The organism is Anaerovirgula multivorans (genome assembly GCF_900188145.1).
Taxonomy (GTDB): domain Bacteria; phylum Bacillota; class Clostridia; order Peptostreptococcales; family Natronincolaceae; genus Anaerovirgula; species Anaerovirgula multivorans.
Window position 1 is genome coordinate 94,597 of sequence record NZ_FZOJ01000001.1, and the last position, 25,637, is coordinate 120,233.

General features: G+C 32.4%; 23 protein-coding genes. 22 read left to right on the plus strand and 1 reads right to left on the minus strand.

Annotated elements, in window-relative coordinates:
- Positions 1-93 precede the first annotated feature (93 nt).
- The 7 genes from CHB72_RS00590 (at position 94) to spo0A (ending at position 8,315) form a co-directional block, all read left to right on the plus strand.
- Positions 94-723: a hypothetical protein gene (locus CHB72_RS00590; RefSeq protein WP_242974992.1), complete on the plus strand. Its 630-nt coding sequence runs from the start codon at positions 94-96 to the stop codon at positions 721-723.
- A gap of 5 nt (positions 724-728) precedes the next feature.
- Positions 729-2,633 carry a 1-deoxy-D-xylulose-5-phosphate synthase gene (dxs, locus tag CHB72_RS00595; protein ID WP_089281191.1) on the plus strand — a complete coding sequence of 635 codons (1,905 nt, stop codon included), beginning with the start codon at positions 729-731 and terminating at the stop codon, positions 2,631-2,633.
- 17 nt (positions 2,634-2,650) lie between these two features.
- Positions 2,651-3,457, plus strand: coding sequence for a TlyA family RNA methyltransferase (locus tag CHB72_RS00600; protein WP_089280920.1), 807 nt, complete (start codon positions 2,651-2,653; stop codon positions 3,455-3,457).
- Positions 3,458-3,707: 250 nt separating this feature from the next.
- On the plus strand, positions 3,708-4,157 hold the full coding sequence (locus CHB72_RS00605) for an arginine repressor (protein WP_089280921.1): 450 nt from the start codon (positions 3,708-3,710) through the stop codon (positions 4,155-4,157).
- 14 nt (positions 4,158-4,171) lie between these two features.
- Entirely contained in the window at positions 4,172-5,887 is a 1,716-nt protein-coding gene (recN, locus tag CHB72_RS00610; protein ID WP_089280922.1) for a DNA repair protein RecN, read from the plus strand.
- Between the two features lie 158 nt (positions 5,888-6,045).
- Entirely contained in the window at positions 6,046-7,365 is a 1,320-nt protein-coding gene (gene spoIVB, locus CHB72_RS00615) for a SpoIVB peptidase (RefSeq protein WP_242974993.1), read from the plus strand.
- A gap of 125 nt (positions 7,366-7,490) precedes the next feature.
- Positions 7,491-8,315, plus strand: coding sequence for a sporulation transcription factor Spo0A (gene spo0A, locus CHB72_RS00620; protein WP_089280924.1), 825 nt, complete (start codon positions 7,491-7,493; stop codon positions 8,313-8,315).
- A gap of 314 nt (positions 8,316-8,629) precedes the next feature.
- Here the strand turns inward: spo0A and CHB72_RS00625 are convergent, their stop codons facing one another.
- Entirely contained in the window at positions 8,630-9,298 is a 669-nt protein-coding gene (locus tag CHB72_RS00625) for a regulatory protein RecX (RefSeq protein ID WP_089280925.1), read from the minus strand.
- 203 nt (positions 9,299-9,501) lie between these two features.
- Between CHB72_RS00625 and steA the strand changes: the two genes are divergently transcribed.
- The 15 genes from steA to CHB72_RS00700 all read left to right on the plus strand — a co-directional run bounded on the left by steA (position 9,502) and on the right by CHB72_RS00700 (position 25,635).
- A complete protein-coding gene (gene steA / locus CHB72_RS00630) occupies positions 9,502-10,623 on the plus strand; it encodes a putative cytokinetic ring protein SteA (protein ID WP_089280926.1) in 1,122 nt (373 codons plus the stop codon).
- A 12-nt stretch (positions 10,624-10,635) separates the two neighbouring features.
- Positions 10,636-11,514: a copper transporter gene (locus CHB72_RS00635; protein ID WP_089280927.1), complete on the plus strand. Its 879-nt coding sequence runs from the start codon at positions 10,636-10,638 to the stop codon at positions 11,512-11,514.
- Between the two features lie 16 nt (positions 11,515-11,530).
- Positions 11,531-12,211 carry a glycosyltransferase family 2 protein gene (locus tag CHB72_RS00640; RefSeq protein ID WP_089280928.1) on the plus strand — a complete coding sequence of 227 codons (681 nt, stop codon included), beginning with the start codon at positions 11,531-11,533 and terminating at the stop codon, positions 12,209-12,211.
- The gene (locus CHB72_RS00645; RefSeq protein ID WP_089280929.1) at positions 12,120-13,052 is read left to right on the plus strand and encodes an MraY family glycosyltransferase; all 933 of its coding nucleotides are present in this window, start codon (positions 12,120-12,122) and stop codon (positions 13,050-13,052) included. Before CHB72_RS00640 ends, CHB72_RS00645 begins: the two co-directional genes overlap by 92 nt.
- A 21-nt stretch (positions 13,053-13,073) precedes the next feature.
- Positions 13,074-14,165 (plus strand): DUF3866 family protein, encoded by a 1,092-nt coding sequence (locus tag CHB72_RS00650; RefSeq protein WP_330396944.1) that lies wholly within the window; start codon positions 13,074-13,076, stop codon positions 14,163-14,165.
- 48 nt (positions 14,166-14,213) lie between these two features.
- Complete coding sequence (locus CHB72_RS00655) at positions 14,214-14,747, plus strand: NUDIX hydrolase (RefSeq protein WP_089280930.1); 534 nt, start codon at positions 14,214-14,216, stop codon at positions 14,745-14,747.
- Positions 14,748-14,825: 78 nt separating this feature from the next.
- Positions 14,826-15,461: a stage II sporulation protein M gene (gene spoIIM, locus CHB72_RS00660; protein WP_089280931.1), complete on the plus strand. Its 636-nt coding sequence runs from the start codon at positions 14,826-14,828 to the stop codon at positions 15,459-15,461.
- A gap of 406 nt (positions 15,462-15,867) precedes the next feature.
- The gene (gene xerD, locus CHB72_RS00665; RefSeq protein ID WP_089280932.1) at positions 15,868-16,752 is read left to right on the plus strand and encodes a site-specific tyrosine recombinase XerD; all 885 of its coding nucleotides are present in this window, start codon (positions 15,868-15,870) and stop codon (positions 16,750-16,752) included.
- 91 nt (positions 16,753-16,843) lie between these two features.
- The gene (locus CHB72_RS00670) at positions 16,844-18,013 is read left to right on the plus strand and encodes a phosphopentomutase (protein WP_089280933.1); all 1,170 of its coding nucleotides are present in this window, start codon (positions 16,844-16,846) and stop codon (positions 18,011-18,013) included.
- A 24-nt stretch (positions 18,014-18,037) separates the two neighbouring features.
- Positions 18,038-18,847, plus strand: coding sequence for a purine-nucleoside phosphorylase (locus tag CHB72_RS00675; RefSeq protein WP_089280934.1), 810 nt, complete (start codon positions 18,038-18,040; stop codon positions 18,845-18,847).
- Between the two features lie 15 nt (positions 18,848-18,862).
- Positions 18,863-19,690 carry a purine-nucleoside phosphorylase gene (locus tag CHB72_RS00680; RefSeq protein ID WP_089280935.1) on the plus strand — a complete coding sequence of 276 codons (828 nt, stop codon included), beginning with the start codon at positions 18,863-18,865 and terminating at the stop codon, positions 19,688-19,690.
- Positions 19,690-21,015, plus strand: coding sequence for a pyrimidine-nucleoside phosphorylase (locus CHB72_RS00685; RefSeq protein ID WP_089280936.1), 1,326 nt, complete (start codon positions 19,690-19,692; stop codon positions 21,013-21,015). Before CHB72_RS00680 ends, CHB72_RS00685 begins: the two co-directional genes overlap by 1 nt.
- A gap of 99 nt (positions 21,016-21,114) precedes the next feature.
- Positions 21,115-22,278, plus strand: coding sequence for a D-alanyl-D-alanine carboxypeptidase family protein (locus CHB72_RS00690; protein ID WP_089280937.1), 1,164 nt, complete (start codon positions 21,115-21,117; stop codon positions 22,276-22,278).
- 119 nt (positions 22,279-22,397) lie between these two features.
- On the plus strand, positions 22,398-25,022 hold the full coding sequence (locus CHB72_RS00695) for a CBS domain-containing protein (protein WP_089280938.1): 2,625 nt from the start codon (positions 22,398-22,400) through the stop codon (positions 25,020-25,022).
- Positions 25,015-25,635 carry a site-2 protease family protein gene (locus CHB72_RS00700; RefSeq protein WP_089280939.1) on the plus strand — a complete coding sequence of 207 codons (621 nt, stop codon included), beginning with the start codon at positions 25,015-25,017 and terminating at the stop codon, positions 25,633-25,635. Before CHB72_RS00695 ends, CHB72_RS00700 begins: the two co-directional genes overlap by 8 nt.
- The last annotated feature ends 2 nt before the right edge of the window (positions 25,636-25,637 follow it).

Sequence of the window (25,637 nt, forward strand, 5' to 3'; positions counted from 1 at the left end):
TATATAGCTGGATTGAATATATGAGATATACATATTTCTTTATAAAAGTAGATTATCCTTGATAGTAATAGTATAATAATTGGAGGGATATTTTTGCCAAGAAATAGTGAAAATGGTAAAAAAGGCAATCATGATAATAGTGATTTTTGGAAAAAATATAATTTGAAATGGGTTATTATTGTTTCAATATGGACTTTTTTGTTAACAATCATTATAAGCATTGCAGCAGAAATGGTTTTTTTAAATACTGAAGTAATTTTTGCATTTATTATTTTAGTTACAATTATATTAACAGGAGTTATTAGTGACATGGTTGGGGTAGCCGTTACCGTTGCTTCGGATAAGCCTTTTCATGCAATGGCAGCAGATAAAGTAGAAGGGGCTAAATATGCAATTAAGCTGTTGAAGAATGCTGGCCCTGTTTCTAATTTTTGCAATGACGTTATCGGAGACATATGTGGAATCGTCAGTGGGGTTGCAGGAATTAGCATTATTTTACAAATAAACGAACTGGTTTTCCCCTTAAATCGTGCACTCCTTACAATTAGTATGAGTGGTTTTATTGCCTCTATGACGGTGGGAGGAAAGGCTATAGGAAAAAATATAGGGATTTTGCATTCACATATTATTGTTTTCAATACGGCGAAGGTTTTAAATTTCGTGGACCAAAAATTAAATATCAATCTGTTTTCGAATTCTAACAAAACTAAGAAAGAGAGATGATGGTTATGTATAAATACTTAGAACAAATCAACTCTCCAAATGATTTAAAAAAGCTAAAGGGTTATGAAGTTAAGTTATTAGCTGAAGAAATTAGAAGCTTTCTTATCGATTCAGTTGCTAAAACAGGAGGACACTTAGCCTCAAATCTTGGTGTTGTAGAGTTAACCTTAGCATTACACACAGTTTTTGATACCTTACAGGATAAAATTATTTGGGATGTAGGACATCAAAGCTATATTCATAAGATATTGACTGATCGCAGAAAACAATTTCATACTTTAAGACAATATAAAGGTATTAGCGGATTTCCTAAAAGATATGAAAGTCCACATGACCATTTTGATACTGGTCATAGTAGTACCTCTATTTCTGCTGCCTTGGGAATGGCATGTGCTAGGGACTTAAATCATGAAAAACATGCAGTTGTTGCATTAATAGGAGATGGAGCTTTAACAGGTGGCTTGGCATTTGAAGCATTAAATCATGCAGGACAAAGCAAAAAAAACATGTTAGTCATCTTGAATGATAATGAAATGTCAATTTCAGAAAATGTTGGAGGTTTGTCCAACTATTTGAATAAAATTAGAACGAATTCCGTTTATTCAAAGGTTAAGGGTGATATGGAAAGCCTTATCAGCTATATACCAGGAATCGGAAAAACCGTTGTAAAAACCGCAGAAAAGGCAAAGGATTGTATTAAGTATTTTTTTGTTCCAGGGATCCTATTTGAGGAATTAGGATTTAAATACATTGGGCCTATTGATGGTCATAATTATAATGAGCTTTGTAAAGTATTAAATAGCTGTAAAAATCTAAAAGGCCCTGTGCTGTTGCATGTTATGACGAAAAAAGGAAAAGGCTATCCCTTTGCTGAAAAATATCCTGATAAGTTTCATGGTGTAAGTCCTTTCACTATAGATAGTGGGAAACCACTATCATCTTCTCGTGGTATCTCTTACTCTGAAGTTGCTGGAAATACTTTAGTAGAATGCGCTGAAACAGATGATAGAATTGTTGCGATTACAGCTGCTATGCCAGCTGGAACTGGACTCACTAAATTTGCTCATCGTTTTCCTAAAAGATTTTTCGATGTTGGTATTGCAGAGCAACATGCAATAACATTTGCTGCTGGTATGGCGGCAGAGGGTTATAAGCCATGTTTTGCTGTGTATTCCACCTTTTTACAAAGAGGATATGATCAGATCATTCATGATGTTTGTCTTCAAAATTTACCGGTAACCTTCTTAATAGATCGGGCTGGGTTAGTAGGTAATGATGGAGAGACTCACCACGGTGCCTTTGATATTTCCTTTTTATTACCAATTCCTAATTTGACTATTATGGCTCCTAAGGATGGGGTAGAATTAAGAAAAATGATTCAATATGCCATGAAGACAAAAGGCCCTATTGCCATTCGGTATCCTAGAGGAACGGCTGTTACTATCAATGAATCTTCAAATAATGATATTGTAACAGGGAAAGGCGAAATTATCTATGAAAAAGGGAATGATGCTTTAATTGTAGCAGTTGGACACATGAATCCATTAGCAATGGCAATTTCTGAAAAGCTTTTTAAAGAAAAGAAGATAAAGACAACTGTAATGAATCCACGTTTTATCAAGCCAATAGATGAAGATCTATTGATAAAATATGCTCAGAAGCATAAAAGAGTTTATGTAATGGAGGATAATGCTAAGATAGGCGGTTTTGGTCTTTATATTCAAGGGCTTCTTAATAATTATAAAATCTTTAAGGAAGTAAATATTATAGGATTGCCCGATGAATTTGTTGAACATGGGGACGTTGATACACTATATAATCTATACGGATTAGGTTTAAATGAAATATATAATAGAATCTGTGATGATTTTCAAGAAAAATCCTTTCAAAATATACTCATCACTCGATAAACAGGAGAAATGAAAGAATGGAAAAATTAAGATTAGATATGCTTTTAGTAGAAAAAGGATATTTTGAGACAAGGGAAAAAGCAAGGCGGACGATTATGGCTGGCTTAGTATTTATAGATAACCAAAAGCTGGACAAACCTGGAACAAAGGTTAATATTGATTGTGAGATATTAATAAAAGGAAATCCTAATCCTTATGTAAGTAGAGGTGGACTAAAGCTAGAAAAGGCAATAAAAGCCTTTACTATTGATTTAGAGGACAAGGTTTGCTTAGACATTGGGGCTTCCACTGGTGGATTTACTGACTGTATGCTGCAAAATAAAGCAAAAAAAGTATACGCTATCGATGTAGGCTATGGACAGTTAGACTGGAAACTAAGACAGGATACTAGGGTAATTGTTATGGAAAGAACGAATATAAGATATGTAGAAGAAAAAAACTTGGAAGAACTTGGAGATTTTGCATCAATTGATGTTTCTTTTATATCCCTGAAATTGGTTTTACCAGTTGTTAAAAAACTTTTAAAGAATTCTGCAGAAATCATGGCATTAGTAAAACCACAATTCGAAGCGGGAAAAGAAAAAGTAGGCAAGAAAGGTGTGGTTAGGGATTTAGAGGTTCATAAGGATGTTGTTCACAGTATTGTAGATTTTGCTGTATCTTTAAATTTAAATATAAAAGACTTTTCTTATTCTCCTATTAAAGGACCAGAGGGAAATATTGAATACCTGTTATACATGACGAAAGCTTCGATTGAAAAAGCAATGGTTACTAAAAATATGATAGATGATAGGATTATGAGCTCTCACAAAGATCTTGACTAGTATATTTTACAACTTTTTATATAAATTATGATTTTTGAAGGAAAATATCTTTTTTTGAAGAATAATGAATATATCTAATTGTCATTAAAGGAAAAGTAGATGACCATAAGTAGACATCCAAAATCTTTGATTTTGTGATGGTCACTTATACAGAGTGCAAGTTTGATTTATAACTTTTGAGTCAGTCACTTTCACAGAGTACAATAAATATTACCAAATACTTATTAAGTATTTAATGAGGAGGATTTCAATGAAGTATACTAGGCATGCTAAAATTTTGGAGATCATAGAAAACAAGGAAATTGAAACTCAGGAGGAATTATCCGAAGAATTAAAAAAGATTGGTTTAAATGTAACACAAGCAACCGTATCAAGGGATATTAAAGAGTTGAGGCTTATAAAGGTATTATCAAAGACTGGTAAATATAAATATGCAACCTTAAAAAGCCAAGATACGATTTTATCCGATAGATTGGTTAGGCTCTTTAAAGATTCAATCGTTTCCTATGATCATGCTGGTAACATGCTAGTATTAAAAACAATACCTGCAGCAGCGCAGGCGGCGGCTTCAGCTATTGATGCTGCAAATCTCGATGGAATTGTAGGAACGGTAGCAGGTGACGATACAATATTTGTATTAATAAGGGATGCGAATAAGATGGATGAAATGATAGATAAGTTTAGAAAACTAACGAAATAGAATGGGGGGCCTTTATGCTTTTAGAGCTAGAGGTGAGAGATTTCGCTTTGATTGATGAATTGAATATACAGTTTCACAAAGGATTAAACGTACTCACTGGTGAAACAGGTGCAGGTAAATCTATTATTATTGATGCAGTAAATATGGCTATTGGTGAGAGAGCAGATAGGGAATATGTTAGACATGGCGCTAAGAAAGCGGTTATACAAGCAATTTTTGGGATAGAAAATGTAAAGGATTTGGACGTTGTTTTAGATCAATATCAAATAGATTCCGATGATGAAAAAACATTGATTGTAACCCGAGAAATTTATTCTAATGGACGAAGTATTAGTAGAGTAAACGGTGTAATTGTAAATCAGACGATTTTAAAATCGATAACAGAAAAACTCATTGATATTCATGGGCAACATCAGCATCAGTCTTTATTTAATACTGACTTTCATATAGATCTATTAGATGTTTATGGTGGAAAGAAAATTCAACAATTATTACAATTATATTATGAGGAATATAAAAAATATCTATTTTTACAAAAGGAATTAAGTAGCTTTAATTATGATGACATGGAAAGAGAAAGAAAAATTGATTTACTGAAATTCCAATTGGAAGAAATAGATTCTGCTAATCTACAGGTTGGAGAAGAGGAAGCGTTAAACCAACAAAGAGCATTATTGAGTAATGGCGAAAAAATATATACTACCCTTGCTACTATTTATGAGGACTTTTATAATAGCAATCATCAATCTTCTGTTTTAGAAAAAATAGCAAGGGGTGTTAAGTCTCTTCAAGGAATATCTTCATTTGATGCTGATTTAAAACATTTTTTTTCTACTCTAGAGGATATTCAGTATCGCATAGAAGATGTAGTTACGGAAATAAGAAATTATAAAGAGCATATAGATTTTCAACCTGAAACCCTACAGGAGATAGAAAAAAGATTAGATATTATTAATACTTTAAAGAGAAAGTATGGTGTATCTATAACAGAAATTTTAGAATATAAAAAAATAATTGAATTAGAATTAGACGATTATATAAATAGTGAAGAAAAAATATTGAAGATAAGGAAACAATTAGAAAATATAAAAAGCAAGCTAAAGGAAACTGCAACTGTGATTTATCAATTAAGAGTAGAAATAGCCAAATCATTTGAGATGGAGCTTGTTAATATATTAGGTGATTTAAATATGAAAAAGGTGTCCTTTTCTATTGAAGTTACACAATTGAAGGATGCTAATGGTGAAATAAGACTTACATCCAAGGGCAGTGATAAGGTAGAGTTTATGATTTCTACCAATAGAGGAGAACCGTTAAAACCATTGTCTAAGATTGCATCTGGCGGCGAGGTCTCAAGAATTATGTTGGCTTTAAAAACTATTTTAGCGGATGTAGATCATATACCTGTGTTGATTTTTGATGAAATAGATACTGGTATAAGCGGCATCACTGCTCAAATTGTTGGTGAAAAGCTACATCATATTTCTCTAAACCATCAGGTGATTTGTATCACTCATTTACCACAAATAGCAGCAATGGCAGATGTCCATTTTATGATAGATAAAAATTCTATGGACAATGCAACAAAAACTGTTGTAAATGAACTGAATAAGAACAAAAGGCTGTATGAATTAGGAAGATTATTAGGAGGAGATGTAACAGAAATAACCTTAAAACATGCTGAAGAAATGCTCAATAAAGCTAATAAGAAAATCAAAGCTATTCATTAGCTTTATTTTTTTGGTAACCAAAAAAGGATGATAGTTACAACTTTATAAGATTTTATATATTATAATCACTCGCGAAAAAAGCCAAATTAATCATATGATCATAATCATAAGAAAAGAAATTTCTACAAAAGATTATGTTTGGCAGGAGAGTGATTTTATTGGACCATCAAAATAAATATAAAAAATATTTAAGAGTTATTCTATGTATAGCTTTACTATTCAATTTATACATTTTTGTTATAGAGATCACTGGTGGTCTTTATAAGGAGTATAATATTTCTATCGGAGATGACTATACATTAAATCAGAAGTTTCCATTGCTAGTATCTACTTCAGAGATCAACGGAAGCTCTATTATAGAGATCATCCAGTTGAATCAATCTAGATTAAAATTAGATAGAAGCATAACACTTAAGACGATAGAAAAAGGCAGCACAAGCCTTCAATTAAAAGTATTTGGATTGGTGCCTTATAGAAATATAAAAGTAAATGTAGTTCCAGAATTGAAGGTAATTCCAGGTGGACATTCTATTGGTGTAAGATTAAATACTGATGGAGTATTAGTTGTAGGGATTGCACATATAACAGATACAGACGGACAGGTTCATAACTTAGCTGAAGCAGGTGGAGTGAAAATTGGTGATTCTTTAATAGCTATTAATCATGAGGAAATTAAAAGTGCAAATCATGTGGGAGAGATTATAAAAGAAAGTGATGGTCAAGAATTGATTTTAACTTTTAAAAGGGATTCAAATAACTTTACCACCACACTAACGCCAGTTAAATCCGCAGAAGATGACCAATATAGATTAGGACTGTGGGTAAGAGATAAAACTGCAGGTGTCGGTACTATGTCTTTTTACGAACCCAAGACTAGAAAATTTGGTGCTTTGGGTCATGCTATTACAGATATAGATACTGGAAAAATATTATCTATTCGAGATGGTGAAGTGATCAAATCTAGAGTTGTGTCGATAGAGCAAGGAAAGCGTGGTAAGCCTGGAGAAATAAGAGGAGTTTTTTATGATACGAATGAACCTTTAGGCAAACTGGAGAAAAATACGGATTTTGGTGTATACGGTGAGTTAATCAATGAATTGACTAATGACTTATATAAGCAACCGATCTCTGTTGGGTACCAGCATGAGATAAAAGAAGGTCCTGCACATATTTTAACAACAACAGATTCAAATAAATTAGAAAAGTATGAGATTGAAATATTAAAGATAAATCCTCAAACAAAAATTGATGGAAAGAGTATGATTATACGTGTAACAGATAAAAACTTACTTGAGAAAACTGGTGGAATTGTACAAGGTATGAGTGGAAGTCCAATTATTCAAAATGGAAAAATAATAGGCACTGTAACGCATGTTTTGATAAATGATCCTACAAAAGGTTACGGCATTTTTATAGAATGGATGTTAGAAGAATCGGGAATATTTGATAAAAGCTTTGAAAATGCTGTAGAAAATTAGGTAAAATGGAAGAACGAAATATTGTAAAATTTTGAAGTTTTTTTTAATGTGGGGAGGAATAAAAATTCAATTGTCGAATAATTAATCTATAGAAATAATAAAGTCTATATTATATAAGGAAAAAAATGAGTATTTCAGGGGGGTTTATAGTGAAAAGTGAAAAAATTACTGTATTAATCGTGGATGATAATGAGGATTTTTGTGATATCTTAAGTGAATACTTAGAAAGACAACAAGATATCGAAGTTATCGGGGTGGCTCAAGATGGGTTGAAGGCGATAGAATTAATAACAGAAACAGCGCCTGATGTTGTGGTATTAGATATTATTATGCCGCATTTAGATGGACTAGGGGTTTTAGAAAAATTGAACAAAATGAATTTACAGAAGTTTCCTAAGGTGATTATATTATCTGCTGTAGGACAAGATAAAATAACACAACGAGCTATTGGTCTTGGAGCAGATTATTATGTGATTAAGCCATTTGATTTTGAGGTTTTCATAGATAGAATAAGACAAATGACTGGAGGAGGTTCTAATTCTAATTTAAAGAAAAGGTTAGGTGGAGGATCATCCACTTCACTTATTACCAATAATACAAGCTTAGAGGCAGAGATTACTAATATCATTCATGAAATAGGCGTTCCTGCCCATATTAAAGGATATTTGTATTTGCGAGAAGCTATTACTATGGTAGTTGAAAATGTAGAACTTTTAAGTGCAGTTACAAAGGAATTATATCCGTCTATAGCTAAAAGATTTAATACAACTCCAAGTAGGGTAGAGAGAGCCATAAGACACGCTATCGAAGTAGCGTGGAGTAGAGGAAAGGTAGATACCATTAACAATTTATTTGGCTATACGGTTCATAACGATAAGGGTAAGCCAACGAATAGTGAATTCATTGCGATGGTTGCAGATAAGTTGAGACTTGAGAAAAGAGTTAGTTAGGGTTTGAAATTTCAAGGTTAAGAGAGTGTGGTAATAATTTGCAATTACTTTCTAAAAACCTATAAACTCATTATTGAAACAGAGTGTATTAATGTAGGGGCGATCTGTGGTCGCCTAAATGCAGATAAGACCTGGCGACCACAGATCGCCCCTACAACAAGCAAACAATGATTTCTATTTCGCATTATCTTTTAATGGAAACGTAGAGATACTAGCAGGGTATATGCAAGGAGCATTTAACTCTGCTTTTTTTTACAAGACAAACTATCATAAAAGATGTTATCATAAATGATACTCATCTTAATATATTTTCTTCATCCTCCCGAGATAATCTCAACAATCCTCTTGCTTAAATCATAATCATATCCTTTTCTTATAAGTTGCCCGTATATTTTTTCCTTTATTTTGTATTCATTATTTTCTTTTTTTGAATACTTTTCGTAATATTTTTTAGCTAGAGCAGTAGCATCCATTTGATATCTCTCTTGTTGCTCTTCAATAATTGTATTAATTTCTCTATCTTGATCTAAATTTTGCAATGCAGCTTTAATAGATTCCTTGGAGAATCCTCTTACCAATAATTTTGTATATATTTTACTTTTTAATTGATTTAAAGGACATTCCTTTCTTGCGAAAAAATAGTTAATTGCAATATTTTTTGCAAATTCTAGCTCCTTTTTTATAGGGTAGAGATATAAGTGAGTTGAAATTATTTTTTCTTTTATTCCCTTTTCTAGAAGCTCTTTTTTTATTAAATCAATCCCTTTATTTTGTTTTATCATAGCAGTATTTATATAGTTTACAGCGTATTTATTATCATCTATATAATTTACTTCTCTTAATCTATCTATAACCTTAAACATAACCTCTTGAGTATAATCTCTTTTTTTCAAATAGTTTAATACTTCTTCCTCAGTTCTTTGTCTATAGGATAAATATTTTACTGAAATATTGAATGCTTCTCTAAAAAGATCTTGAGCCATTGTATAATCACTCCTATCGATACAAAAAAATTTAATAGCAATCCATACAATCTATGTTAAATGAATTCATATTAAAAATCAATCATTATCAATTGTTTATTGATTTACTTACTTTATATGCCATGCCATATAGAATAATATATTAAGCATTTTTCTATCATTTATACAAATACTAATAAAAAGAGAAATATGGGGGTATTATTATGGAAATAAGAGCTCCAGTAAAACTAGATAAAAAAACAAAAAATTTAGTGAATAGAATTCATGAAGGGGAAATTGCGATTATTAATCACCAGGATATTGATGAGATCGCAGCAAATTCTTTAGTTAACAAGAAGGTTTTAGCTATTATAAATTGTCAACAATCAATTAGTGGAAGATATCCAAACCTTGGACCTAGCATATTAGAAAAGGCAAAAATACATATATACGATGTCCAGCAGGGTGATTTATTTACTAAATTAAATGATGGCGATATGATTACGCTTCAAGATGAAAAAGTTATTTTAAATGGTGATGTAATTGCAACGTTAGAAAAATTAACCCTTGATAAAATAAATAATTTATTGGAAACTGCTGAAAAAAATATTGAGTCAGAGCTGGAAAAATTTATTGATAACACTTTAACCTATGCCCATAAAGAAAAATATTTTATTTTAGGTAATTTAGAGATTCCCACAATTAAAACCCTTTTATATAACAAACAGGTTTTAGTTGTCGTAAGGGGACAAAATTATAGAGAGGATTTAAGTGCTATTATGCCTTATATAAAAGAACTAAAACCTATATTAATCGGTGTTGACGGTGGAGGAGATGCCTTGCTTGAATTTGGGCTTATTCCAGACATTATTATTGGAGATATGGATAGTGTAAGTGATGAATGCCTAACCTCCTGTAGAGAAATAATCGTACATGCTTATCCAAATGGTGATGCACCAGGGTTAGATAGGATACAAGGATTGAATTTAACTGCTACTGTATTTCCTGCTCCAGGAACAAGTGAAGATATTGCCATGTTATTGGCCTATGATCAGGGAGCAGATTTGATCGTAGCAGTTGGTACCCATTCTAATATGATAGATTTTCTTGAAAAGGGTAGGAAGGGTATGGCAAGCACCTTTTTAGTAAGGTTAAAGGTAGGCTCAAAGCTTATAGACGCAAGAGGAGTAAGCAAACTATATAAAAGTACTCTCAAAATGAAATATATAATGTGGCTTTTTGTAGCAGCGCTTATTCCTATTATCATAACTATATTCATTTCTCAGCCATTAGTAAATATATTAAGGTTGTTGTTTATCAGGTTTAGAATACTTTTAGGCATATAGGGAGGTGAAAGTATGGTTTTTGATATCAAGTATTATATTATTACAATAACAGCAATATTCATTTCTTTAGGAATTGGGATTTTTATTGGTTTCAATATGAATGGACAAGAAATTTTCTTAGAACAGCAACAACAATTAGTAAATAGTCTTGAAAATAGATTTAATGATCTCCGACTAGAGAAAGAAAAGTTGCAAAAAACTATAGAAGAACTAAGTGCTGAAAATGAGTTGAAAGAAGATTTCATAGAAAAGGCATATTTTGAAATCATAGATCAAAAACTTTCAGGATTCCATATAGCAATACTACAAACAACAGAGCATTACTATTACCATACGATTAGAGAAAGCCTTGAAGAAGCTGGAGCCACAGTACCATTACATTTAATATTTACCGATAAGATCCTCTACCTACCTGTTGCTGAATTAAACAACATCAATAATTTTTTAGGAGTAGAATTAACAAAAGAGGAAGTAATGGAAAAAGTTTATGCTGATATTATGAATTTATTAGTGAATGATGACTTTACGAGTTTAATGAGTTTTCTAATAGATAACCAGTTTATTGAACTCATACAATATATTCAATACGAGTATCCAGTAGATCAGGTAGTGATTGCAGGTGGAGGCAATGTTGAAAACAATCAATCTATTACGGTTGATTTGAACTTAATCGAAGATTTACATCAAAATAATATTAGGGTCATAGGGGTGGAAAGATTAGATATACCGCATTCATCAATTCCTGTATATAGAGAAAGTGGTATTTCAACAGTTGATAATATAGATACATTATTGGGACGTATTTCCTTAGTATTTGTAGCTAAAGGAAGAGCTGGTTCATTTGGTGAAAAACCTTATTCCGAGGAACTAGTTCCCCTTGGAACACCTTAGTCAAGGAGGGTACAAGTTGTACAAAAATGTTTCAGTCATTATTCCAGCATTCAATGAAGAGAAGAGAATTGTAAATACCTTACTTGCAGTAAAAGAAGTTGATTTTATATCAAAGATTTTTGTTGTTGATGATGGTTCAATAGATCAAACTGTAGAACAAGCTTTAACTGTTGAAAATATTATAGTAATAAAAAATAAGGAAAACAAAGGAAAAGGACATGCTCTAAAGGTTGGTGTAGAAGCTGCTATTGAAGATTCAGATATTCTTGTTTTTTTAGATGCTGATCTTCAGGAGAGTGCAAAAGAAGCTACTAAGCTTATAGAACCTCTTATTAATGATGTAGCAGATGTCACAATCGCTAAGTTTCCTCCTTCAAAGAAAAAAGGAGGATTTGGCTTAGTAAAAAACTTAGCTAAATATGGAGTATTTCTCAACACGGGTGTTAAATTACATACTGTTCTTTCTGGTCAAAGAGCCTTCAAAAAAAAAGTATTACAAAATATACACCTAGACTACGAAGGATATGCTATTGAGCTGGGAATGACAATAGATATTATAAAAAAAGGTTTTGTTATTAAGGAAATCGAGGTAGAAATGTTTCATAATGAAACCGAAAGAAATCTATCGGGTTTTTATCACAGAGGTAAACAATTTTATCATATCTTTAAATCATTGCTGGGCAGAAGAATTAGATAATTTTGATACAGAAATCATCGGAGGCATACATATGGTAATATTATTCTTGTTTATTAGCATCATCATTACCTATTTAATCATACCCTATATGATGCATATGCTAATAGAGGCAAAGGTATTGGCTAAAAACTATAGAGGAGAAAATATCCCTATTGCCATGGGTATCACCTTTGTTCCTGTGATGTTATTGAATTGTTTTATATTATTATTGTTTTACAGGGAAATGTATCCTATTTTACTGATATTTCTTACGGCTACGAGTATTATGGCCTTTGTAGGATTAGCAGACGATTTAATGGGTGATAGAAAGGCATCAGGCTTTAAAGGACATTTTTATAGTATCTTTAGAGGACGGTTAACTACAGGATTTTTAAAAGCATGGATTGGGGGCATGATTTCTCTAATCATTTCCCTAATTCATTCAAATTCTATAAGCCAATTGATTATCAATGCATCTATTATTGCATTGTTTACTAATTTATTAAACCTTTTGGATTTAAGACCTGGTAGAGCAATAAAGTCCTATTTATTTTTAGCATTTCTTTTTATTGTAATAGGTATTTCAGGTATCAATCAAATAGTACTCTTTTGCATTATTGGTTATTGTATCGGGTATTTGCCCCAAGATATAAAAGCAAAGAGTATGATGGGGGATGCTGGATCAAATCCTTTGGGAATAAGCTTAGGAATTATTTCTATTATTAGTTTTTCTATGAACATCAAATATTTTATATTATTACTTTTATTCTTAATTCATGTAGTATCAGAAAAATATTCATTATCTCAAATTATTAAAAATAACTCTTTTTTAAATTACATAGATCAATTAGGCAGGAACTAGAATGAATGAGGTGATAAAAACATGATGATTAGTATGAAGCTTGGAAAGGTAGTCAAGATACTCAGTAAAGTAGCGGAGCGAACAAAAATCATTGTTTCTATAGATGAAAAGGATGAATTAGCAATTAATTACAACTTTATGACAGGAGATATACAAGTAAATGACGAAGTAATATTAAATACCACTGCAGTTGAATTGAATCTTGGTACAGGAGGTTATCATTTTGTCGTCTATAACCTAAATTATACCTATCAGCAGTTAAATGGAAAGGGTCATATTATGAAATGTCGTTATAGTCCTCTCCAGCTCAAGGTTTTCACAGCAGAAGAACAGGAGAGCCCAAATCATGAGGTTTTTCATAATTTTGTCACCTTAGATAGGCTCCCAGTTTTGGTAGGTACATTACATAGTATGGTAGCACCCATTGCAGCAACCATAAAACACATGAATCTAAATGTAAAAATTGCTTATATCATGACTGACGCCGCCGCATTACCTATTTATTTTAGTGATACTGTATATAATCTGAAGAATAAAGGATTGATTGATACGACCATTACAGTGGGGCATGCATTTGGTGGGGATATAGAAACTGTTAATATATATAATGGCTTAATTTCAGCTAAAGAAATAGCTAAGTGTGACATAGCTATTGTTGCCATGGGCCCTGGTATTGTAGGTACGGGTACTCCTTATGGCTTTTCAGGTATCGAGCAGGGGCAGATCATAGATATCGTGAATGATTTAGATGGATTACCTATAGGGATACCAAGAATAAGCTTTGGAGATCAACGTCAGAGACATTATGGTGTCAGTCATCATAGTTTAACTATTTTTAGTAAAATTACAAAAACAAGGTGTCAGCTTGTACTCCCAGTATTATCTATAAAAGAGCAGAATTATATCTATAATCAAATAGAAAGCTTGAAAATTAATGAAAAACATAATATTATTGAAGTAGACGGCAGTATATTATCTAATGCATTAGATCGCTTTAACTTAACTGTTAAAACGATGGGGCGTGGATATGCAGAGGATTCTGCTTTCTTTTTAGCTTGCTCTGCTGCGGCGGTATATAGTTATAATCAGCTGTTTAATGATGACAAAAAGTAGTTTGAAATTGTTATATTATTATCCTTATAAAGGAGGCTACATTTTCTGATGCCATTTGAAGAAAAAACCTTAAAATCAGAACGTATTTATGAAGGGAAAATAATCAATTTACGGGTGGATACGGTAGAACTGCCCCACCAAAAATACTCAAAAAGAGAAATAGTAGAGCATAGTGGGGGTGTTGGGGTACTAGGGGTAACTAAAGATGACAAGATTATCTTTGTTAGGCAATTTCGAAAGCCTGTTGAGGAAATTTTGTTGGAAATCCCTGCTGGTAAAATTGAAGCAAATGAAAATCCAGAGAGTTGCGCGTTGAGAGAGCTGAAAGAGGAAACAGGTTATTCTACTACAAACATTAAGAAAATGCTGGAATTTTACACTACTCCTGGTTTTTCTAATGAAATCTTACATATCTACTTAGCTAAAGATTTACAAGAAGGTATCGCTACTCCAGATGAAGATGAATATATCGAAGCTGTATACCTTACACTTGATGAAGCTATTAAAAAAATTACTGATGGAGAAATAAAGGATAGTAAAACAATTATAGCTGTTCTGGCCTATAAAAATATAGTTAACTAACGATAGGGACATGTCATAAAACCTCCTTCAGTAGCATATTGATTTTATATCAATATTCTACTGAATGGGGGTTGTTGTGTGTCTAATAAAACTATCGAATCATTGAAAAGACATATAAAGGATAATTTGTTGATATATTCTATCATTATTTTGTGCTTCTTAGTTGGTATATCTGTAGGCGCTTTTACTGTAAAAATAGTAGACAAACATCAGAAGGAGGAATTGTTCTATTATCTTAGAGATTTTTTTCAGCTTTTTCATAATAGTGAATTGGATAGTTATAATATATTTAAACAATCCTTTATCAATAATTTTCAATTATTAACATTAAATTGGATTCTAGGTGCTCTTCTTCTAACGGCTCCTCTAGTATTATTTATTATAGGTTTTAAAGGGTTTGTAATAGGTTTCACTGCAGGCTTATTAATTGAAGAGTTTAGATTGTGGGGAGTCTTAATATTTATATTTGGCATTTTCCCTCAAAATATTATTATTGTACCAGCCTTTATCATTGGATCTGTTGCCTCTTTATCCTTTGCTCTTTCCTTCTTGAAGGGAAAAATACATAAAACAAAAGGAATCAGTTTTTCAAAGAGATTTTTAGTATATAGTGGTTTGTTTGGATTCATATTACTATTTATTTTATTTGCTTCTTTAATTGAATCTTATATTGCTCCATTTTTTATAAGAGTTCTAGTTAGTAATATTTTATAGTTATAAAGATAAAATGAGACTTAATTCATAAGTAGACAACCGAAAGTTTGTTTTTAACTTTCGTGTTAGTCGCTTAGTTTGTTTATCTAGAGGGAGTTTTTACTCCCTCTGAATTGTAGCCGAATTTACTTCGAGGATGTAGTGCTTGATCTCCCGCTTTAAGTAGACAACCGAAAGTTTGGTTTCTAACTTTCGTGTTGGTCACTTAGTTTGTTTATCTATAAGCAGATAACCAAAATCTTTGATTTTGTGTTAGTCGCTTAGTTTGTTTATCTAGAAGAAGCGGGAGTTTTAGCAATACACCGAAGGATAAATAAAGATTTTTAAGTAATTTTTATTTTCTTGCAGGAATTAATAATCATTTGTTGAATAGTTTGTATAGCGTTAATAAAGGGAGAATTAGACTATGAATCAACTCTTTTCAAATTATATTGATTATTTAACAAGTGAAAAGCAATTATCCAATAATACTTTAGAATCCTACATAAGAGATACTAAGCAGTATTTGGCCTATTTAGGAAACAATGAAGTTGATGATCTTACCTATACAAATAAAACTACAATCCTTACTTATTTAGTGCATTTACAAAATAAAGGGAGAGCAGTATCAACCATATCTAGAAGCATTGCTTCTATTCGGTGTTTTTATCAATATTTATTGCAAAATAATGTTGTTGTTAAAGATCCTACATTAAACTTGGAATCTCCAAAGGCTAAAAAGAAACTCCCTAGTATACTGACTTTAAATGAAGTTGATATGTTGCTCAATCAACCTCAAAAGTCTACCTACAAAGGCATGAGAGACAAAGCTATGCTGGAATTGTTATATGCAACTGGTATTCGTGTCTCAGAGCTGATTTCTTTAAAGCTAAATGATCTAAACTTAGACTTGGGCTTCGTAAAATGTGCCAGTGCTTCTAAAGAAAGAGTTATACCTATTGGTTCTGTAGCACTTGAGGCATTAGTTGATTATTTAAATAATGCAAGGACCCACTTTCTTAAGAGTGAAGAGAAAGAATTGCTTTTTTTAAATATGCAAGGAGGACATTTAACACGGCAAGGGTTTTGGAAAATAATAAAAGCATATACAAAACAATCTAATATAGAAAAAACCATCACACCTCATACTTTAAGACATTCTTTTGCAACGCATTTGGTGCAGAATGGAGCAGACCTAAAGTCGGTTCAAGAAATGCTGGGACATTCAGATATATCAACAACACAAATATATGCAAACTTAACGAAAAATAAGATTAAGGATGTATATAACAAAACTCATCCTAGGGCCTAATATAGGTCCTATTTTAATCTGGTCTAATTTCTTTTCTTTAATTTACCGTTAGAGGGTATAATATTATTATCAAATATAAGGGAGGTACTTTATGATTAAAAGAGTCGTTCTATTTGTAATAGATAGTGTTGGGATAGGAGAATTGCCTGATGCCATAGATTTCGGAGATCTAGGAGCAAACACATTAGGAAATATAGCTAAGGACCAAGAGGGTATTCATTTGCCTAACCTTAAGAAACTAGGATTAGGCAATATTGATGGTATTAAAGGAGTGGATCCTGTTAGTGCTCCCTTAGGAGCTTTCGGTAAATCCTTAGAAGTATCTCAAGGCAAAGATACAACCACGGGCCATTGGGAAATAGCAGGATTGCATTTATCAAAGCCATTTAAAACCTATCCTGATGGATTCCCTAAAGAGGTTATGGATCTATTTGAAAGTAAAATTGGTAGAAAATCATTAGCCAACAAACCAGCTTCTGGTACCGTTATTATTGATGAGCTAGGGGAGGAACATTTTAAAACTGGCTATCCTATTGTTTACACTTCTGCTGATAGTGTGTTTCAAATCGCTGCTCATGAAGATGTTATTCCTTTAGAAGAATTATATACTATGTGTAAAATTGCTAGAGAAATTATGATGGGAGACCATGCAGTTGCTAGAATCATAGCTCGCCCATTTATAGGAACTCCTGGAAACTTTACTAGAACCTCAAATAGAAGAGACTTCTCATTAAACCCACCTCAAGAGACTGTTCTAGATATTGCAAAGAAACATGAATTAGATGTTATTGGTGTTGGCAAAATTGAGGATATATTTAATGGACAAGGTATAACAGAAGCAATACATACTAAAGATAACATGGAAGGCATAGAAGAAACTATCAATTATTTACATAAGAATAATAAGGGAATTATATTTACCAATCTAGTTGATTTCGATTCTAAGTATGGCCATAGGAGAGATGCAAAGGGTTATAAACAAGCTTTAGAAGAAATGGATAGTAGATTACCTGATATTATGAATGCTATGAAGAAAGAGGATATACTCATTATCACGGCTGACCACGGTAATGATCCAACTTATAAAGGTACCGACCATACACGAGAGTATATACCTATTGTAATCTACGGTCCATCTATAAAAAATAACGTTAATATTGGTACCCGGAAAACCTTTGCAGATATTGCTGCAACAATTTCTGATGTTTTAAATATTCCTAATACTGGTAAAGGTACTAGCTTTAAAAATATGATTATTTAACAAAGGAGTTGAAAAATAAATATTATGAATAAAATTCAAGAAGCTACTCAATATATTAAATCCTTCATTGACACCACACCACAAATTGGACTAATTCTAGGATCTGGATTAGGTGTATTGGCAGATGAAATTGAAAAACCACAGGTAATTCCCTTTGAAAAAATACCTCATTTTCCTGTATCTACGGTTGAAGGTCATGCAGGAGAACTGGTCATTGGTGAACTAGAAGGGAAGCTAGTAGCTGCCATGAAGGGAAGATTTCATTATTATGAGGGATATTCTATGGAGAAAGTTACCTTCCCTGTAAGAGTTATGATAGCCTTAGGTATTGAAAATATGGTTGTTACTAACGCAGCAGGCGGTACCAATAAATCCTTTACTCCAGGAGATTTGATGATTATTGAAGATCATATCAATTTCGCCTTTAATAATCCTTTAATTGGACCAAACGATAATCAATTAGGTGTTAGGTTTCCTGATATGTCCACCGCCTATTGTAAAGAACTCATAGGCCTAGCACAGTCTATTGCTAATGATCTTAAGCTAGATGTAAAAAAAGGAGTATATGCCTACTTAACTGGACCTACCTATGAAACGCCAGCGGAAGTTAGAATGATGACAATCCTTGGAGGAGATGCCGTAGGTATGTCCACTGTACCGGAAGTTATCGTAGCAGTACATGGTGGTATTAAGGTTCTAGGGATCTCTTGTATTACAAATATGGCTTCTGGCATATTGAATCAACCTTTAAGTCATGAAGAAGTTATAGAAACCACTCAAAAGGTAAAAAATCAATTTATACGTTATGTAAAAGAAATTGTTAATAAGATATAAAGGGGTGTAAAAGATATGGAAAATCTTTTAAAAAAAGTTCAGGAGGCAAAAGATTATATCTTAAGTCAAACTACAGTTGTACCAAAAATAGGATTGATACTAGGCTCAGGATTAGGGACATTAGCTGAAGAAGTGCAGAATCCAACGATTATTGATTATAAGGATATACCTCATTTCCCAGTTTCTACAGTTGAAGGCCATGCAGGACAATTAGTCATAGGAGAACTTGAAAATAAGGCTGTTGTTGTTATGAAGGGAAGATTCCATTATTATGAAGGCTATAGTATGCAGGAAGTTACCTTCCCTGTCCGTGTAATGCAGGCTATAGGCGTTCAGTTATTATTGGTTACCAATGCATGTGGTGGCTTAAATCCTAAATTACATCCTGGAGCCCTCATGCTCATCAACGATCATATTAATTTTACAGGTAGCAATCCACTTATAGGACCTAATTATAGTGAGTTTGGTCCAAGGTTTCCGGATATGTCTTCAGCCTATGATAAAGACTTAATTCAATTAGCTCAAAGAGTTGGAGAAAAGCTAGCAATAGAAACCTATGAAGGGATTTATATTGCTATAAGTGGACCTTATTATCTTTCTAAAGCAGAGCTTCGAATGATTATTGGATTAGGGGCTGATACAGTAGGTATGTCCACTGTACCAGAAGTTATTGTGGCACGCCATGGGGGATTGAAGGTTTTAGGAATCTCCTGTGTTACTGATATGGCAATTCCGGATCAATTAGTTTCCATCAGTCATGAAGAGGTGATGGAGGTTGCCAACAGAACCAAGCCAAAGTTTATAAACTTAGTTAAAGGAATTCTTAATGAGGTGAAGCTCTAATGAGAATGTATGACTTGATTTTAAAGAAAAGAAATGGCGAGGCTTTAAATAAAGAAGAAATAGATTTTTTTGTTCAGGAATATACAAAAGGAATCATTCCAGATTATCAAGCCTCGGCATTATTAATGGCAATTTATTTTCAAAAAATGAATAAGGAAGAAACGGTTTGTTTAACTGAATCAATGATGAATTCTGGAGAAGTGATTGATTTGTCCAGTATCGAGGGTATTAAGGTTGATAAACATAGTACAGGTGGTGTAGGAGACAAAACCACCATAGCTTTAGGTCCAATAGTAGCAGCTTGTGGTGTTCCCGTTGCAAAACTATCTGGAAGAGGTCTGGGCCATACAGGAGGAACAATTGATAAATTAGAATCAATACCAGGTTTTTCCGTAGAAATGACAAAAGAAACTTTTATTAATAATGTTAATCGTATTAAATTAGCAGTGGCTGGTCAGACGGCTAATTTAACCCCGGCTGACAAAAAGCTTTATTCCCTTAGAGATGTAACAGCCACAGTAGATAATATATCTTTAATTGCTAGTAGTATCATGTCTAAGAAGCTGGCTTCAGGAGCAGATGCAATTGTATTAGATGTTAAATCTGGAAGTGGAGCTTTTATGAAGGATATAGATGAAGCCTTTTTATTGGCAAAGGAAATGGTTGATATTGGTAATAATGTGAATAGAAGTACTGTCGCTGTTGTTTCCGATATGAACCAACCTCTAGGCTATGCTATTGGTAATAGTTTAGAGGTTAAAGAAGCTATTCAGCTGTTAAAAGGAGAAGGACCTGAAGACTTAAAATCGATTTGTATATCCTTAGGTTCGTATATGTTATTATTAGCTAATAAAGTAGCTACAGAATATGAAGGTAAAAGAATGATAGAACAGGCTATAGAATCTGGCAAAGCCCTTCAGACATTTAAGAATTTTGTTGAAAATCAAGGCGGCGATATAGCTTATATTGAAGATCTTAATCTATTGCCCCAAGCCACAGAAATCCTTACCTATAAAGCTAAAAAAAGTGGTTATGTCCATAAAATTGAAGCTGATATTGTTGGAGTAAGCGCCCTAATTTTAGGCGCAGGTAGAGATACTAAAGAAAGTAAAATTGATTTGTCTGTAGGAATTATTCTAAATAAAAAAGCAGGAGATTTTGTTGAAGAGGGAGAAATCTTAGCCTATATACATTGTAATGATTTTGCTAAAGGAAATGCAGCTATAGATAAATTAGCAACTGCATATATAATAGAGGATTTTGAGCCGGAATATAGACCTTTTATATATGGTGTAGTAACAAAAGATGGTATCAAGAGACTGTAGTAACAGTCTCTTTTTATGTTCTCTCCTTGTATAACTAATTGTATAACTAACTATCTATATGGAAAACCTAACATTAAATAGTTATAAGGAGGAGAATCTATGAAAAAAAAATTAATAAGGATTATGTCTATCGTATTTATTATTACGTTGTTATTAGGTAATTCTACCTCTATGGCAGAAACACAGCCCTTTGAAGTAGACTCGAAAGCAGCTATATTGATGGATGCTTCAACAGGTACCATTCTATATGAAAAAAATATCCATGAAGCTTTACCTCCAGCAAGTGTAACAAAGATTATGACTATGCTATTAGCAATGGAAGCGCTGGATTCTAATAAGATTACTTTAGAAGATAAGGTTGTCATTAGTGAAAGAGCCTCCTCAATGGGCGGCACCCAGATCTACGTGGAGCCTGGAGAGATTAAAACTGTAGAGGATTTAATGAAGGCAATAGCTATAAGGTCTGCTAATGATGCTGCAGTTGCAATTGCTGAACATATTGCTGGAACCGAGGATCTTTTCATTGAAAGAATGAATGCTAGAGCTAAGGAATTAGGAATGCAGAATACTCATTTTGTTAATACAAATGGTTTGCCTGTAGAAGGTCACGTCACTTCTGCCTATGATATTGCATTGATGTCTCAAGAGCTACTGAAGCATAAGGAAGTGCATAGGTGGTTAACCACTTGGATGGATACTGTAGAAGTAGGAAGAAAAACTCCATCTGTACAGGAACTAGTGAATACGAATAAATTAATAAGAACCTATAAAGGTATTACTGGCATCAAAACTGGTTCTACTTCTGAAGCAAGGTATTGTTTATCGGCTTCAGCTACAAGAGGCAGTAATACTTTTATAGCAGTAATTCTATCTGCTCCTACTTCCCCTATACGTTTCAGTGAAGCATCTAAACTTCTAGATTATGGATTTGCAAATTTTAATACGATTAAGATTGTAGAAAAGGATGGAATCCTAGGTACAGTACCAGTTGACAAGGGCAAAACATTAGAGGTGCCTGTTGTTTCTAACGAAGATCTAAATGTTTTAGTTAAAAAAGGAGAAGAATCAAAAGTTAAAAAAGAGATCATTTTACCTCAATCAGTAAAGGCTCCACTAATGAAGGGTGAAAAGATTGGTGAAATAATTGTTACAATTGATGGAAAGGAAGTTAAAAAAACAGATATTGTTTGCGCTGAAAATGTTGAGCAGGCTTCAATCATAAATATATTAAGTAGAATGTTCAATAGAATGATGGGGCGCTAATCATTAGCATATTTCTATAGTAAAACTGATAGTAGTACAGAAATGTACTACTTCACTTTTTGTTGAAAAATATGTATGTTATAATGAATAGGAATTAGCTGAATTGAAGGAGAGATACTGTGAAGGTAATTACTAGTCATATTAACTTAGATTTTGATGGAATCGCTAGTATGGTTGCTTGCTCTAAACTATATCCTGAGGGGATATTAGTTTTCTCAGGAAAGCTTAATAATGATGTTAAAGAATTTTTTGGTCTTTATAAGAATGTTTTATCAATAAAATCAGCTAATGAAATTGATATCAAAGAAATTAAAGACCTAATCATTGTAGATACAAATACTGCGAATAGAATAGGTAAATTTAAAGATGCTATGGAAAATCTCAAAACTATTACTATTTTTGATCATCATATGGAAACAGAGCTTTCAATAAAGCATGCTACTCATAAAACAATAAAGCCCTATGGGTCATGTACAGCGATTTTAGTAGAAGAGATAAGAAGAAATAAAATTGAAATTTCAAGCTTTGATGCTACTTTGTTTATCTTAGGCATCTATGCTGATACAAATTGCTTAACCTTTACAAGTACTACAGCAGAAGATGTAGAAACAGTAGCTTATTTGTTAAAAAAAGGAGGGGACTTGAATATTGTAAGTACTTATATTCAAAAATCCCTGACTAACCAACATGATCAATTGTTCCTATCTTTATTATTAAACATGGAGTCGATAGAAGTAAATAGTTATAAAATTATTATTACAGTCTATTCTCAAGATCATTATCTTGGTGAATTAGGATATATTGCTAACAAAATGCTGGAAATTAAAGATTGTGATGCTGTATTTCTTATCGTACAAATGGTTAATCGTTGTTATATTGTCGGAAGAAGTTTACATAATAATATTATTATCCCCGACATTCTTGAGAATTTTAATGGAGCAGGTCATGCAAGTGCAGCATCTGCTGTAGTAAAAGATGGTAATCCTAACGAAATTAGAGATATCTTATTAGATAGTCTATTTCATCGAATAAAACCTCAGACCACAGCTAAGGATATTATGAATTATCCTGTAAAAACAGTTATAGAGGATATGACGGTGGAGGAAGTAAATAAGATCATGCTGCGGTATGGTCATACAGGGATGCCTGTAGTAAAAGATAATAAGCTTATTGGAATTATTTCTCGAACAGATGTTGATAAGGCAATACAGCATGGTTTAAGTCACGCTCCTGTAAAAGGTTTTATGACCAGAGAGGTTCAAACTATTAATCTCGGTACTTCCATAAATGAAATAAATAATTTACTTGTAAAACATAATATTGGTCGGTTGCCTGTTGTAGAAAATAATATCATCGTTGGTATCGTTACAAGGACAGATTTGTTAAGAATGCTTCATGGAGAGAAACATCCCTATTGGTATAAAAAGACCTTTCATGAAACAAAGGATGCTATGAACTGTATTCAAAAATTGGAGGCACTTCCAGAGGACATCTCTCAGCTATTAATTACCACCGGAGCAGCAGGGGATTTATTAGGTAAAAATGTATTTGTGGTTGGTGGATTTGTAAGAGACTTATTGTTAGAAAAAAAGAATCTAGATATCGATTTGGTAATAGAAGGGGATGGGATTCTTTTTGCTGAGAAGTTAAATAAAACGTTGGGTGGCAAATTATTATCTCATTCAGAGTTTGGTACCGCTACGATTATATTGGATAATGATACAACTTTAGATATTGTTTCTGCTCGACGGGAATATTATGAATACCCAGCTGCTTTACCAAAGGTAGAAAAAAGCTCCCTTTGGAATGACTTGTTTAGAAGGGATTTCACAATAAACTGCATGGCAATTCAAATCAATTCTAATGGTTTTGGAAAGCTAATTGATTATTTTGGAGGCTTAGAAGATGTACAAAATAGAAAAATAAGGGTTCTTCATAATATGAGCTTTATAGAAGATCCTACTAGGATTTTTCGTGCTATTAGATTTGCCTCTAGACTGAATTTTGAAATTGACAGAGAAACAAATAATTTTATTATAGAGGCTATTAAAGGGAATATGTTATCGAAGGTTACAGATGATAGAATTCGAGAGGAATTTATTCATATTATAGAGGATGAAAATATCAGTATGAGTATCTCCCTTATGAATTCCTTAAATATTTTTAAAGCAATGCATTCAAGTTTAATGATTACCGATGATACGATTCACAAACTAAGCAATATTGACTCCTCTGCTAAAGAGTTTAGTAGATTTAGTAATGGAAGTATAGATAAACGAGAATTAATAATAACACAGCTTCTACATAATATCCCAATAAATAAACTATCTGAGGTTATTTGTAAATTTATTAATTATAGGATCATTATGACTAATGTGGAAATGGCTTTACAGCATAAAGAAAATGTATACAATATCTTAATGAAGGAAGATGTAGATAAACTTACTCTACATACTATTTTAAGTCAGCATAGTCTAGAGAATCTAATATTTTACTATAATGATTGTCACAACTCATATATAAAGCATTATATTATGTATTATATGCTAAATCTAAAAAATGTTAAAATTAGTATAACAGGAAAAGATTTATTAGATCTAAATATCAAACCTGGACCAATTTACAAGAGAATTCTTGATGAAACTTTAAAAGCAAAGGTGCTAGGAAAAATATATGATAAGACAGATGAAATTCGTTATGCAGTTGAGCTGTATGAAAAAATAAAGGGGGAAGATGATGTTTAATATTGATATTCCTACTATTCTATTAACATTACCTGGTATATTGATAGCATTAACTGTGCATGAGTTTTCTCATGCCTACAGTGCTTATTTATTGGGAGATACAACTGCTAAGCAGTATGGCAGATTGACCTTAAATCCACTTTCTCATATAGATATCGTTGGATTTTTAATGCTTATCTTCTTTAGATTTGGGTGGGCAAAACCAGTTCCTATAAACCCTAATAACTTTTCTAACAGAAAAATGGGTTATTTTTTAGTGTCTATTGCTGGGCCTCTCTCTAATGTTATATTAGCAATTATTACGACGCTTATTATGGCGATTGCTATACGGTTACAATTAAATGTTTTTATTTATAATATGTTATACTACGCTATATTCATAAATTTAGTACTAGCAGTATTTAATTTGTTTCCTATTCCTCCATTAGATGGATCAAAAATACTTTTAGCGGTTCTACCCCATAGTATGGAACAGAAATACTACCAATTACAGAAATATTCTTATATTCTTTTACTTGCGCTTGTATATTTTAGAGTAATTAATAAAGTATTATTTCCTATTGTTAACTTCATATTAAATTATCTAATGAGCTTTTTATTTTTGATAATATAGGA